At 52.6% G+C, this 14,255-nt stretch carries 10 protein-coding genes; 7 read left to right on the top strand and 3 right to left on the bottom strand.

Translation table 11 applies throughout. The annotated features are described in order from the left end of the window. Positions 1-178: 178 nt before the first annotated feature. The 7 genes from JE47_RS0100310 (at position 179) to JE47_RS20240 (ending at position 9,289) form a co-directional block, all read left to right on the top strand. Complete coding sequence (locus JE47_RS0100310; RefSeq protein WP_031457846.1) at positions 179-1,234, top strand: ParB/RepB/Spo0J family partition protein; 1,056 nt, start codon at positions 179-181, stop codon at positions 1,232-1,234. A gap of 643 nt (positions 1,235-1,877) precedes the next feature. Then, positions 1,878-2,909, top strand: a complete 1,032-nt coding sequence (locus tag JE47_RS0100305; RefSeq protein WP_035418743.1) for a LacI family DNA-binding transcriptional regulator — start codon at positions 1,878-1,880, stop codon at positions 2,907-2,909. 118 nt (positions 2,910-3,027) lie between these two features. Further along, the gene (locus JE47_RS0100300; RefSeq protein WP_031457844.1) at positions 3,028-4,353 is read left to right on the top strand and encodes an ABC transporter substrate-binding protein; all 1,326 of its coding nucleotides are present in this window, start codon (positions 3,028-3,030) and stop codon (positions 4,351-4,353) included. A 99-nt stretch (positions 4,354-4,452) separates the two neighbouring features. Then, the gene (locus JE47_RS0100295) at positions 4,453-5,589 is read left to right on the top strand and encodes a carbohydrate ABC transporter permease (RefSeq protein ID WP_031457843.1); all 1,137 of its coding nucleotides are present in this window, start codon (positions 4,453-4,455) and stop codon (positions 5,587-5,589) included. Further along, complete coding sequence (locus JE47_RS0100290; protein WP_031457842.1) at positions 5,586-6,506, top strand: carbohydrate ABC transporter permease; 921 nt, start codon at positions 5,586-5,588, stop codon at positions 6,504-6,506. The genes JE47_RS0100295 and JE47_RS0100290 overlap by 4 nt, the downstream gene beginning before the upstream one ends. A 27-nt stretch (positions 6,507-6,533) precedes the next feature. Continuing rightward, positions 6,534-7,943: a glycoside hydrolase family 32 protein gene (locus JE47_RS0100285; protein WP_031457841.1), complete on the top strand. Its 1,410-nt coding sequence runs from the start codon at positions 6,534-6,536 to the stop codon at positions 7,941-7,943. Between the two features lie 698 nt (positions 7,944-8,641). After that, positions 8,642-9,289: a Uma2 family endonuclease gene (locus tag JE47_RS20240; protein ID WP_051871034.1), complete on the top strand. Its 648-nt coding sequence runs from the start codon at positions 8,642-8,644 to the stop codon at positions 9,287-9,289. A 132-nt stretch (positions 9,290-9,421) separates the two neighbouring features. Here the strand turns inward: JE47_RS20240 and JE47_RS0100275 are convergent, their stop codons facing one another. From JE47_RS0100275 to JE47_RS0100265, 3 genes are all read right to left on the bottom strand, one after another. Beyond that, the gene (locus JE47_RS0100275) at positions 9,422-11,263 is read right to left on the bottom strand and encodes an SLC13 family permease (RefSeq protein WP_031457840.1); all 1,842 of its coding nucleotides are present in this window, start codon (positions 11,261-11,263) and stop codon (positions 9,422-9,424) included. A gap of 129 nt (positions 11,264-11,392) precedes the next feature. Continuing rightward, a complete protein-coding gene (locus JE47_RS0100270) occupies positions 11,393-12,091 on the bottom strand; it encodes a 3'-5' exonuclease (RefSeq protein WP_031457839.1) in 699 nt (232 codons plus the stop codon). An 8-nt stretch (positions 12,092-12,099) separates the two neighbouring features. Next, complete coding sequence (locus JE47_RS0100265; protein ID WP_031457838.1) at positions 12,100-13,941, bottom strand: DUF294 nucleotidyltransferase-like domain-containing protein; 1,842 nt, start codon at positions 13,939-13,941, stop codon at positions 12,100-12,102. Positions 13,942-14,255: the final 314 nt, after the last annotated feature.

Raw genomic sequence — 14,255 nt, 5'->3', positions numbered from 1 at the left:
GCGATACGACGGAAGAGGATCTGCTGAAACCTACTGTGACAAGAGATCACTCAGCAGACGCGCTGAGAACAACAGTTGCCAGGAACGCACAATCCTGATATACTTGGTACAATTGTTCGGATACTAATCAATGACCGGTCGCGACCGGTCGTTGCCTTGTCAGAGGGAGAATGCCGAGATGCAGTTACTCTACCTCGATCCGCGTCAATTAGAGATTGACCCAACCGGTGTCCGTGAAGAACCGGGTGACATAGCCGGATTAGCAGCCACTATTGCCGAGTACGGCCTGCTTCAACCTATTGGCGTGACCCCAGTTGGCAATGGGCGCTATCGCGTCGTCTACGGCGGACGTCGGCGGGCTGCCGCCATTCAACTCGGATTAAGTAAAGTCCCGTGCATCGTGCTTGATAATGACGACCCCGATCTATTGTTACGTCAACTTATTGAAAACGTCCAACGCCAGGACCTCAACGACATCGAACAGGCGCGGGCATTCGCACGTTTGCGCGAACATATTATAGCCACCCGTGGCAAATTACCTGACAGCGAACTTGATGAAGCTGTTGGTCAGGCAGTTGGTCTCGGAGCACGCACGATTCGGCGCTACCTTGGCCTACTAGAGCTGCCTGAAGAGGTCCAGCAGATGATTCGCCGTGGCGAGCTAAATGTCACTCAGGCCCAACATCTGCGCCGCATCACTAACCCGAAAACGCAGATCGATCTGGCTCGATTCGCTGTTGAAGAGGGTATGTCAGCCGCCGAATTAAGTCGGCTGACCACCTACTTTGCGGCCAACCCCAACCTGACCCTCGAAGTGGCGTTGCAGGCGCTCGAGCAGGGTGAGGAACTACGCACCAAAGCAACACCCACGACTAGTAGTGGCGGCCCGTTACACCATACACCAGCGATCACGGTCGAACTTCCTGATCACGACGATAGCTGGCAAGATGAGACGGACACCGACGCCGGCGCATACCTGACGGTCGACGAAGAGACGATTGAGAACCAGCCGAAAAACAAGGCGCGTGTCTTCCGCATTCGCTCACTCGACCAGATGGTTGATGAAAGTGATCGATTGGCACGGGCCGTACACGACGGCGATCTCCTTAAGTGGATCGAACGTGATGAAGGGGCTGCCTTCAAAATACGATTGCTGTTACGTCAACTCGAACGTTTAACCCATACTTTACGCGAGATTGCTCAACAGTATAACGTACCGCTTGATGACGAGTGAGGCATCATCAGAAACCTCCATCGTTCGCGCTCGCCGTGCTGATCCGCAGCATCAGGTTGGCTCCGGTAACCATACGACAAACCGCTATCCGACGATGGTGTCGGTGCGGTTTGCGAACTGTGCCTCCGCAATAGTTTTCTGCACCCGAAACGAGCCTGATTTGAAATCTGGTTTTTTGATTGGACTCAGAGCATTCAGGGTGTGTCTGAAACATACTCCTGATCACCCGCGATGCATGCAACGCATGCTAGATAGCGGTTTGCAACGTCCTCAGTGACCGTTCTCCGGAACGTGACACTGCGGCCTCCCTTCTTTCCTTTGCTACAAAGAGTGAGGAAGAGGAGCTTGAGGCATGTTGGGAAGCCACCCCTGCTGATTCGGTAACAGGTATGAACGACGAGGCAACGAGGGTCTCCGTACACCGTCGTCGGAGTGAGAAGCTACACGCATCCGCACACGCTGCGGACAGATTGGAAAGCCCCTTTCGCGCTCACACATCTTTTCACGTTTGGCCATCGCCTCTACTGGACAGAGGAAGAACGTAGAAAAGCACCACCTCTCTTTTACATACCCTTGACAAACGCTTAAACTCATGCTACTGTTAAAACCAATTAGTAATTCCTTTTAGTTACAGATACGGTCAATGAGCGACCAACCTCATCCAAAACGTAATCGCCCGCCGTCAATGCACGACGTTGCGCGACTGGCTGGTGTTTCGCAAACAACAGTATCGTTTGTGGTCAATAATGTCACAAGCGTAGCAATCAGTCAGGAGACGCGCGACCGGGTCTGGGCGGCGATTCACGCGCTCGGCTGGCGACCCAACGCTATGGCCCGCAGTCTGCGCACCCGCCATTCGCAGACATTAGGGTTAATATCTGACGAAGTTGTTACCTCTCCATACGCTGTACGCATGATCCTAGGTGCGCAAGAAGCAGCATGGGCCAATCGACAGATGTTGTTGGTCGTTAACACCAGCGGCCGTAGTGACATTGAACAAACAGCCCTTCAATTTATGCTTGAACGACGGGTTGAGGGCTTGATTTACGCAACGATGTATCACCACGAAGTGACACCGCCAGCCGACCTGAAGCTCGTATCGACGGTATTGGTGAATTGTTTCGTTGCCGACCGCTCTTTACCGGCAATCATTCCCGACGAAGTGCAGGGAGGATACACCGCAACGGAAGCGTTGATCCGGCGCGGTCATCGCCGTATCGCCTTCATTAACGAAATCATTCCGATGCCAGCCCTTTTCGGTCGTCTAGAGGGGTATCGGCGTGCACTTGCCGACTATGGCTTGCCTGTCGATCCAACACTGGTGCGAAGCTGTCATTCTAATGTACGAGATGCCTTTACCGTTACCCGTGAGTTACTCGAATATACCGAACGCCCAACCGCGATCTTCTGTTTCAACGACAAAATGGCAATGGGCGCTTACGATGCCATTAAACGGATGGGATTACGTATTCCGCAAGACGTAGCCGTTGTTGGTTTCGACAATCTCGAGCTGATCGCGGCTCAGCTCTACCCACCGTTGACTACCGTCGCACTACCACACTACGAGATGGGACGACGGGCCGTCGAATTACTCCAATCTCTCCCGGCAGGCGAAAGCCTCCCGCCGATTCAGCATTACATCCCCTGCCCATTGATCGAACGGGCTTCGATATAACTGCGGTTTGTTGCCCGACATTTCTGGCAACTCCACGATGAAAGGAGGCACTTCTGCAACAATCACTTGTAAGACGATGGTCAAAGCCGACTACTATCTAATGGAAGGAGAAGACACCATGTCCCGTTCACGCTTGAGTCTTTTGATCGCTTTGATGGTTTTGGTTAGCCTTATCCTGACTGCTTGTGGTGGAGGCACAACCACACAGCCAACCGGCAGCGGTAGCACGAATCAGACTACTGGTAGTGAAAAAAAGCGCGTTACCATTCTCGGTGCATTCGGTGGTGGTGAAGCTGATGCCTTTGAAGAGGTTATCAAAGTCTTTGAGGCAGCAAACCCCGATATCGATGTGGTATATACCGGTGTCAATGACTTCGATACCCAAATTGTTGTGCGCGTACAGGCCGGCGATCCACCAGACATCGCCGGTTTCCCCCAACCTGGTGGTGCAGCCCGTCTGGCCGCCGAGGGCAACCTGGTTCCACTCTGGCCAGAGATAATCGCTCAGATTGATAAGAACTACGCACCATTCTGGAAGGAATTGGCAACCTTTGGTGGCACACCCTACGGCGTTTTCCATCGCGTGAATGCGAAAGGATTCATCTGGTACAACAAACCGGCTTTTGAAGCTGCCGGTTATACGGTACCAAAAACCTGGGATGAATTAAAAGCGTTGACCGAGAAGATGAAAGCGAACGGTCATACGCCATGGTGCGAAGGGATTGAGTCAGGTGCCGCAACCGGCTGGAAAGGTACCGACTGGATTGAAAATATTATGCTACGCACCCAGACCACCGCGGCCTACGATCGCTGGATTTCTGGTGAACTGCCCTTCAGCTCGCCGGAAGTCAAGCGTGCCTTTGAAATCCTGGGTGAAACCTGGTTCACCGATGGCAACGTCTATGGTGGTCGTCAATCGATTGTCCTGACCAATTTCGGTGATGCTGCGACTTTCCTCTTCACTGAACCACCGAACTGCTGGCTACATTTGCAAGGGAGCTTTGTGACCAACTTCTTCCAGGATTCGGTGAAGGCCGATCTTGACAACAAAGTCGGGTTATTCGTGATGCCACCGATTGACCCAAACGTCACTCCGGCGCTCGAAGTAGGTGGTGATGTCTTCGTTGTATTGAAGGGTCGTGACCGCCCAGAAGTTCGTAAATTCCTGGAGTTTATGGCTACCGGCGCTGCAGCAGACCCCTGGATCAAGCTCGGTGGTGGAGTCTTCCCTCACAAAGATCAGAATCTGAGCCTCTACCCAACCGCGATTGAGCGTCAGGTTGCGGAAGCAATTCTTGCTGCGCAGGCTGCCCGCTTCGATGCCTCAGATGCTATGCCTGCAGCAGTGAACGCTGCCTTCTGGAAAGGTGTGACTGATTGGGCCAGTGGCAACCGTGATCTCGACACGGTTTTAGCCGAGATTGATGCAGCACGCAACCAGTAGCCATCTTCCATTACACAATGGCGGGTAGCAATTACCCGCCATTTCCCTCCGGTATTGATGTGTAGCGCGGTGACATGACCACGCAAAGGAGGACTTTTCATGCGACCCAATCGCGAAATAGACCGGTTGCCAGAGATAGGCGGCATTGGCGTCTTTCTCTCAACCACGTTTGGTCGTCTGTTGGTTTCGCTCTTTGTACCAGCAGTTACATTCATTGTCTTGTACCAGGTCTTTATCTTCCTGCGCGACACCCAAATCCCCCAGTGGATGACAGCCATCATCGCTATTCTGTGGGGTGTTGGTGGCGTATTAGCGCTCTTCACCCTCTCGAACTACCTGATCGAACAACTTTCACCGGCCTGGCGCAGACGTCTAATCCCCTTTGTTTTTGTTGGGCCGGCACTGGCTATTCTGACCTGGTATCTAGTATTACCGACAATTCGGTCGTTTATCGCCAGCCTGTACGATGCACGTGGAATCAATTTTGTCGGGCTCGACAACTATATTTATGCCTTTACAAGCCAGGAGATGTTGCAATCGTATCGTAATAACTTCATCTTCTGGATGATCTTTGGCACCGGCATGAGTGTCGGCTTTGGCCTCCTGATAGCCGTCCTCGTTGATAGGACACATCCAGTCTTTGAGACGATCTGCAAAGCGCTGATCTTTATGCCGATGGTCATTTCCGGAGTTGGGGCATCGGTGATCTGGAAATTTATCTACGAATATCGTCCAACTGGATCGACCCAGATCGGATTACTCAATGGTATCATTACCGCATTAGGTTTTGAGTCACAAGGATGGCTGCTCTTACAGCCCTGGAACAACCTCTTTCTGGTCATCATTATGGTCTGGTTACAGACCGGCTATTCAATGGTTATTATCTCTGCTGCGATCAAAGGTATCCCTTCGGATTTGCTGGAAGCAGGACGGATCGATGGTGCAAACGAGTTCCAGATTTTTCGTAACATTATCTTGCCATCGATCCAGGGAACACTGATTACGGTGACGACAACGATTATTCTCTTCACCCTGAAGATCTTTGATATTGTGCAGTCGATGACCGGAGGCAATTTCGGCACTCAGGTCATTGCCAACGTGCAATTCGTACAACTGTTCCGTCAGGTCCATAATGGTCGTGCAGCAGCAATTGCAATCATTTTGCTGCTCGCAGTGTTGCCGGTGATGTATTACAACCTGCGGCAGTTTGGTAAGCAGACGGAGGCCTTCCGATGACGACCACGACTCTGGCAACACCACGTCGGCGACGACGGTTTCGGTTTGGCACTTTTATGGTATATGTTGTGATGATCATCATCACCCTCTTCTGGATCACGCCAACGGTTGGCTTGTTAGTAAGTTCGTTCCGCCCGGCCGATGATGTGAAGACGAGTGGCTGGTGGACAGTAGTCATCAATCCCGATAAGGCACGCTTTACCCTCGACAACTATCGCACTGTTTTAGGTTTACCAATTCCTGGACGATCGTCACCAACCGGAAGTAGCCGAGTCGGCATGGATGTAGCGCTCATCAATACGCTGACTGTAGCATTACCATCAACGATTATCCCTATCTTGATTGCAGCGTTTGCTGCCTATGGTTTTGCCTGGATCGATTTTCCTGGTCGGCGAGCGCTGTTTATTCTCGTTGTCGCCATGCTGGTTGTCCCCCTTCAGATCTCGCTCGTCCCCATCCTGCGCGATTACGTAGCCCTCCAACTCGGCGGTACGTATCTCGGTGTCTGGCTGGCCCACACCGGTTTCGGTCTGCCATTAGCTGTCTATCTCCTTTACAATTATATCAGCACCATTCCACGTGATCTTTTCGAGTCAGCATTTCTCGACGGCGCAACTCACTTTACCATCTTCACTCGCCTGATCCTTCCACTCTCTACACCTGCCCTGGCTAGCTTTGCCATTTTCCAGTTTCTCTGGACATGGAATGATCTTCTGGTGGCATTAGTCTTTCTTGGCGCCGAACCACGAGTACAGGTCGTTACTCAACGTCTGTTAGGCTTACTTGGTCAGTTCGGTCAGGAATGGCATTTACTCACTGCTGGGGCATTTATCTCAATGATCGTGCCGCTGATTGTCTTCTTCTCGCTTCAGCGTTTCTTTGTGCGCGGCCTGATGGCCGGATCGGTGAAGGGTTAGGCGTATCCATCGATGAGAGGAATCTCTATGACGGCAGATCCGCAACGTCCGCGCTACCATTTTCTCCCACCGGCAAACTGGATGAATGACCCAAACGGGTTAATCCAGTGGGGAGATACTTTTCATCTATTCTATCAATATAATCCTGCCGGAGCGTACCATCGCCAGATTCACTGGGGACACGCCACCAGTCACGATTTGGTGCATTGGCAGCACCAACCGCTTGCCCTTACACCAACACCGGGCGGAGCCGACGCGGATGGGTGCTGGTCGGGTTGTGCTGTTGATGATCATGGTACACCAACACTGATCTACACCGGATTTCGCCTTCCAGATGAGCAAAAACCCTGTTTAGCCGTCAGCTATGATGGGTTGCAGACCTGGCAAAAGTGGCCGACACCGATCATTTCCACACCACCGCCGAACCTGGATTTGCTCGGTTTTCGTGACCATACCGTCTGGTACGAACACGGCCTCTGGCACATGCTAATCGGTTCTGGAATTCGCAACCAGGGTGGCACTGTTCTCCTCTACCGTTCACCTGATTTACGCCATTGGGAGTATGGCGGACCCTTGCTCATTGGTGATGCAACTCAGTTTCACCCAATCTGGACGGGTTTGTTCTGGGAGTGTCCAGACTTTTTCACGCTTGGTCATCGGCAGGTGTTGGTCTGTTCTGTCTGGGATCAGCGACCTTACTACACCATCACAATGATTGGTGATTACCAGTATGGTCGATTCACGCCACATACTACTCACAAACTGGATTACGGCGATACCCACTTCTACGCTCCGCAAACGATGCTCATTCGCGACGGTCGGCGGATCATGTTTGGCTGGATGATGGAAGGACGTCGTGAGGCAGCAATACTAGAGGCAGGTTGGGCCGGTGTTATGACCCTACCACGCGAAGTACGGTTCACCGATGACGGTCAGGTGGTTACCTTACCTGCCAGTGAAATTCAGCAACTACGTCAACGTGAAGTGCATGTTCCTCCGCACCGGGTTATGCCAAATGAATTACATTGGATGCCGATTCGAGGGGCACAGCTTGAGATAGAGCTAACGCTGCATCCACCGCAACGCGGAACGTGTAGCATCTTGCTTCGGGCTAACCCTGATGGCAGTGAAGCAACCGTGTTGCGTTACGACTATCAGACCGCAACCCTGACGCTTGACCGACGTCGGTCAAGTCTGACCAGTGATGTTTGGCGTGACGATCATCACGCACCCCTTGCGCTGAAAAAAGATGAACCGCTGGCGTTACATATCTTTCTCGATGCCTCGGTTATTGAGGTCTTTGCGAACAATCGACGTTCAATTACGAGCCGTATCTACCCTGTTCACCCTGACAGCCTGGGTATTGCGATAGCGACAGAAACGGATCCGCTCGACGTACTTTCCTTCCGTGCCTGGCAAATGGCTGATATCTGGTAAAAACGATAGCCGGACGCGCAAGAGGCTTGCGAACCCACATGTCAATGTTGACAATAGAGGGTCGGGTTAAAACTCGCCTTATAGCCTGCTCATAGCTGACTACCGATTGGGTTTCAATTGGGCTTCTACTACGATTAACAGACACATTGCTACATTCACGTCGGGAGTGTAACTATGGTTCGCAATCACAATACTCGCCGCCGCCACGCGGTTTACAAGGCTTCGACTTATAAGAGCCTATCCCACTATATCACGACGGATGAACCTCGGCGATGGGTGCAATGCAATTCACGAGAAGGGGCAAGGCGACGCCTCGCCCCGGCAAGTATCCCCGACGATGGTAACGAAGCGCCTATCCGACCTCTCCTGTCGCAGCAGAAATCGTTGGAGCACTGCGCCCATACATTAGCATGAGACGGGGATTCGGATAGGCTCTAAGAGCGCATATCCACGTCCATCACGCTCAAATCTCACTCTTCTTCTCACACTCCGCTGTGCTACGATACCACTACACCCATCAACCTTACCAGGGAGGAAACCAGATGACTCAACCTCCTACCACGCCACCACCAGCCGACGACCTCTTCCACTACGGCTGGCGCTTCGTGCGCAACCAACACCCGACGACCTGAACGATCTCGAACAAGTCCCACTTACCCTCGAAGACGTGTTGCACCCGGAAGTGAGAGATTTTCATCGTGCATGGTGATCGCCACACAACTAACCGCCTGTACCTTACCGCCGTGTTGCGGGCACAGCTCGAACCAAACGGCCAGGCCATTATGCTGAGTAATGTGCGGGTGGTGTGGGACATCCCCGATCTGCGATCGCATGGATCAGACGTAATGGTCATTTCCGGTCTGCGTGAGCAACGCAATTGGAGCACCTTCGATGTGGCGGAGGAAGGTGTCCGACCGACTCTGTTCATCGAGATTGTTGAGCCGGAGACACGCGAGAACGATGTGGAACGGAAGGTGGAGCACTACACACGAGCAGGGGTGGCGCAGTACGTGATTGTAGATAATGTGGGTTGGCAGGGACAGCGGCAGTTACAATTGCTCAATTACCGGCTATTCAGCGGTAGGTACCAACTGCAACCTACCAATAACCGAGGCAGGGTATATCTGGAGGTTGCCAGGCTGTGGCCAGGGATCGAAGGTGACCATGTTTTTTGCTACGACGAGCATGTGGTAGCACTTGGTGAATACGTAACGGTCATGCAACAAATCACAGAGGCTTTAGCACGGGTCCGCCGTGAAGCCGCTGCCCGCGCCGAAATCGAAACCCGTCTGCGCGAATTGGAGGCGGAACTACGTCGGTTACGCAGCACACGATCAACATTCTGACTTTTAGGACTGGAAGCGTCTTGTACCTGCACAGTACGCAGGCAATGAACTGCAACCCAGGAGATGGAGACATCTGTATTCTCAAGAGCTGCTAAGCTCTTTTGATACGAGCGGGTCGGATGCCAGACGTGATCACCAGGGGAAGAGTATTGGCACAACAACCAGACATATCACCAGCACTAACACCTGTAAAAGGATCCCGGCGCGCATATAGTCGATAAACCGATACCCGCCAGGAGCCAACACTAACGTGTTGACCGGAGAAGCAACCGGTGTGGCAAATGCAGTAGAGGCAGCAATTGCGGCTGTGATCAATAATGGCTCTGGCGCTAGACCGAGTTGCTCGGAAACACCGAGTGCGATCGGCATGATGAGCACGGCTGTAGCAGTATTCGAGATAAACTGGCTTAGCAAACTGGTCACAATGAAGATACCAGCCAGTATAGCGAGTGGCGAGAAATTCCCTAATGCAGCGACCAACTGTTCAGCTATTAAAGTCGCACCACCAGTTTTCGTGAGTGCTGTTGCCATTGGCAGCATCGCTGCAATCAACACTAGACTCTCCCAGTTTAAACGTTGGTAGACATCTTTCAGCGAGACACATCCTCCGAGCACCATTGCCACCGCAGCAGTCAACGCAATCGTCACAATCGGGAACCAGCCGGTTGCCATTGTTATTAACATTACTCCCATGATCGCAATCGCCACCCAGGCACGCTGACTAAATGGTTGATCGCTTGCGACCATGTCACGTGGAAAGGCAACGATCGCAAGATCGCCAAAGGTTTGCTGACTACGGACAATTGCCTCCAACTGTGCTGGCGCACCTGCAACTAGCAGCGTATCGCCAAAACGTAGTGGTTCGTGTGCCAGGTCGCCACTGAAGGGCTGCCCTAAACGACGTACACCTAACACCGTCACGCCAAAAAGTTGGCGTAATTCGGCAGTTGCAATCGTCTGTCCTTCAAACCGAGATCGCGGAGTTAATGCAACTTCTATCACGTGGAGATCAGGGCCAAACGGCAACTGCGACGACAGTGACTGAATAACTGCGCGCTCTTGACGACAAAATAATTCCAGCGCTTCTCTCTCACCAATCACATCAAGGAGATCACCCGCCAGAATACGAGTTGCCGCAGTCACAGCTCTTGGCAAACCGGGTTCTGATCGCGATTCAGGCCAGCGTCGGATACCAACGACAGTAATCCCATAACGGCTGCGAAGCCGAGTTTCAGCCAATGTTCGCCCGGCCAGCGGTGAGTCAGCCAACACTCGTACCTGTGCAAGCCCTTTCGTCAGACGATATTCTGCTGCCAATTCAGCTAATGTTGGCGCCTTTTTCTCATCGGTAACAGTGATTGCTCGCACCGGCAAAAGCCAGTGTCGCAATACTACCAGCGTCAGAGTGACCGTTAACAACACGGTCAGACCAACTGGCGTAAAGCTAAAAAAACCGAGTGGCGGTCTGCCAGCAGCCGCCAGCGCCTCAGCAGCGATCAAATTCGGTGGTGTCCCGATCAATGTTAACATCCCACCAATGAGAGCGGCGTATGCAAGGGGTAACAGTAAGCGGGAAGGGCTGATCCCTGCCCGCTGCGCCAGACTGACAGCTACCGGCAGCATAATAGCTACGGTGCCAGTTGAGCTGATAAACGCTGAAAGTACGGCAACCGTAGTCATCAGTATCACGATAATCCGTGGCTCACTCTGTCCGGCAATCTGACCAAGTTTGTTCCCAATCCATGCTGCAACACCGGTTTGAAATAGTCCATCACCCACGATCATTAACGACGCTATTAACACAACAGTCGTGTCACCGAAGCCAGCCACTGCCTCGGATGGGGTCAGGATGCCGCCAAACATAAGTGCAAGTAAGCCAAGAATTGCAACCAAATCGATCCGAATCCGATCAATAACAAAGAGTACAATTAGACTCAATAAGACACAAAGGACAAAAACGATTTCACTTGTCATAGGCTCCTACTTTTATGGAACAAAGAGCTACAAAACCCTCATGAGCGCAGCATTTTCAGTGAACTCGCCTACCCATCTGTCAGAGCTATTACAAACCATTACCTCTGCCCAACCACCGGCCAGTATACGTCACACCCCACCCGCCCGGATCAAACCGGCCAGATTACTTCGGCCCTGATCGGCCAGTATTGTGGCCTGCGCAATAAAGAGCTGCGCCGTCGTCACTGCATCGTTAAGCGCATTGTGTTGTGCATACACCGGCAAACCGAGTGCTGTCGCTAGCGCACGCAGTTCAATCGCCGGATCAGGCATATCGTGCGGCTGTTCACCCGACCAACGTGCATTCAAGTGCAGGGTTAAAGCCAGCCGGGCTGTATCCAGAATTGGGCGGCGGAGCCGACCGCCGAATGGTTTTAAGGCGGCATTGATAAAGCGCACGTCAACCTGCGCTACGTGGACCACCAACACACGCCCGGCAATCCGCTGCAACAACTCGGCCAACACCTCTGCGGGCGGCGGCGCATGCTGTAGCTCTTCGGGAGTAAGATGATGGATACGAATACTCTCCACGCTTGGTTCACGATCAGCAGGGGGGCGGATCAGCGAATACCACGTCTGCTTCAATAACACACGACCATTCTCAACATTCACCGCACCGATCGCAATCAGTGCATCACGCCGGGGATCAAGTCCGGTTGTTTCTACATCGATCACCGTGTAAGGCACCTCACGCCACGGCAATTTTGGGTCAGGCTCAGGAAACGCCTGATATGCACGCACAAAATCGGCAGGCGGAATCCGCTGAAAAAAACGCGACCAAAATGCCATAGACACCTCTACGCCAGCCGATCAGTTTGAAACATGAGCGCAACTCCACGCTGCACTGAGGCAATCGCCTGTAACGACTCTTTCACTTCACGACGTTCACGTGGCCCTAATTGATGAAAGTTGATCAGATTATCAGGCGGCAAACCAAGAGCGATCTGTTTTTGCTGATGATGTAAGCGCAAACTGGAGAGTAATTCAAACGCACTGATCAAATTATCGGCGTCTTCATGGCTGAGAACACCAGCAGCCTTTGCTGCCCGCAAACGCGCAATCGTGTTTGTCTCATTACTATGCGCTTCGAGCGCAAAAAGACGCGCCAGATCAACAACCATTGCTGTTCCGCGAAGTTTGAGATCAAGCAGATCGCGCTGTTCACCGCGACGTTCGAGGGCGACCTGACGGAAGAAGGTCAGCGGTGCCGGTTGACGCAACGCCGCACGAGCCAATCGTGCTATGAAGATACGATGTTCAGCGGCGTGTTGGGTAATGGTGCGTAACACCAGCTCTGCGGGTAGCTGTCCGTACACCTGCCGGTAGTCAAAAAAGATTGCAATTCGCAACAGCGCCTCCTCATTAGGAATTTCGATCCAGCGCCGGAAGTAGTGTTGCCAAACCGATAACGGCTGTCGCCACTCAGGATTGGTCGCCATGATATTACCAGGACAGCGCGGAAAGCCACATTCAACCAGCCAGCCGACTACCAATTCGGCTAGTTTCTCGAAATAAGAGACATCTTCTGATGACGCCGAATCGTCATACACCAGGGCATTATCTTGATCGGTGCGGAGGGTCTGTTCATAACGTCCCTCTGAACCAAGTACCAGCCAGGCATATGGTACCGGTGGTGGACCAAGTTGAGCTTCGGCATCACGCAGCAGACGTTGTAACAAAGCGTCGTGGGCAACAGCGACCACACGACCAATATCACTGACCCGTGCTCCTGCCGCCATCAACGTGCCCACGGCCTCGGCTACCTGATCGGTATATCGACGGAGATCGGCCAGCGATGTCGCTCGTTGCAACAGTCGCGGTAGAAACAGTGGGCTATTGCTTTGTCGGCGTAAAATATCAGTGTGAGTAATCACACCTACGATCTGATCACCATCGACCAGCGGCAAATGGTGAATCCCGCGTTCGAGCATGAGCAGCAAGCCCTCGAAGGCTAATGCATCCGCCGAGATAGTAGTTGCCGGCGCACTCATCACCTGTCGTACCGGTGTTGTATCCGGCAACCCTTCAGCTAACACCCGATTGCGCAAATCACGATCAGTGATAATTCCAGGTGGAACCTGATCAACAATTAATGAGGAAATACGTTCAGCACGCATCAGTCGGGCAGCATCACCCACAGTAGCATCAGCGCTGATCGATACCGGTGGCCGTGCAACCAGATCACGGAGCCGGGTTTGAAACAGCGCCGGATTAGATTCCGCCTGCCGTGACTGAAGGGCATAACCGAGTCGCTCAATCACGGAAGCAGCAAAAAAAGCGGCAAACTGAGGATATTCAGCACGGAGACGGTGAAAAATTGCACCGGGCAACAAATAGAGCAGCGTATCGGTGTGCGCACGCACGGTTACCAGCGGCGGCTGACCACGAATCAATGAGGGATGACCAAAGGCTTCGCCAGGGCCAAGTGTATCAACAATCTGATCTTCGCCACGCAGTAAATCAACCGATCCTTTACACACAATGTACAAAAACTCGGAAGGCTTTCCACCTCGGGTCAAGATGGTCTGCCCGGACCGGACAAACTCAATCTGCAATTCACCGGCAATCTGTGAGACCACTTGATCAGGAAGGCGGTCAAAGGGTGGGTAAGAGCGTAAGAAGCGTGCAATTTCTTCCATTGGGAAAACCTGCAATCAGCATTACATCCAACATCTGCGAACCTGGCATCCGCTGCCGGAGCACTCGAACTATCTACGAGATAGTATCACATCGTTGTGAGCACCATTGTACCGCAGGATTGGTGCGCTAAAATCTGATCGGATAACGGCCGATCAGGGACACAACACCGCAGCGTTCAATACGAGAGATAGGCGAGGCCGGCTGTACTCACACCTTTGCTGGCAATTCTATGCGAAGAACGTCATACCGGCCTTCGGACAGCCCGTACCTGAAAACAGTAAAGGCATCTCCTGTGGGGAGATGCCTTACGAGC

Origin of the sequence: Chloroflexus sp. MS-G (genome assembly GCF_000735195.1) — a bacterium.
Taxonomy (GTDB): Bacteria; Chloroflexota; Chloroflexia; order Chloroflexales; family Chloroflexaceae; genus Chloroflexus.
Note: the sequence above shows the minus strand (reverse complement) of the source record. Positions and strands in the feature narration are given on the sequence as shown.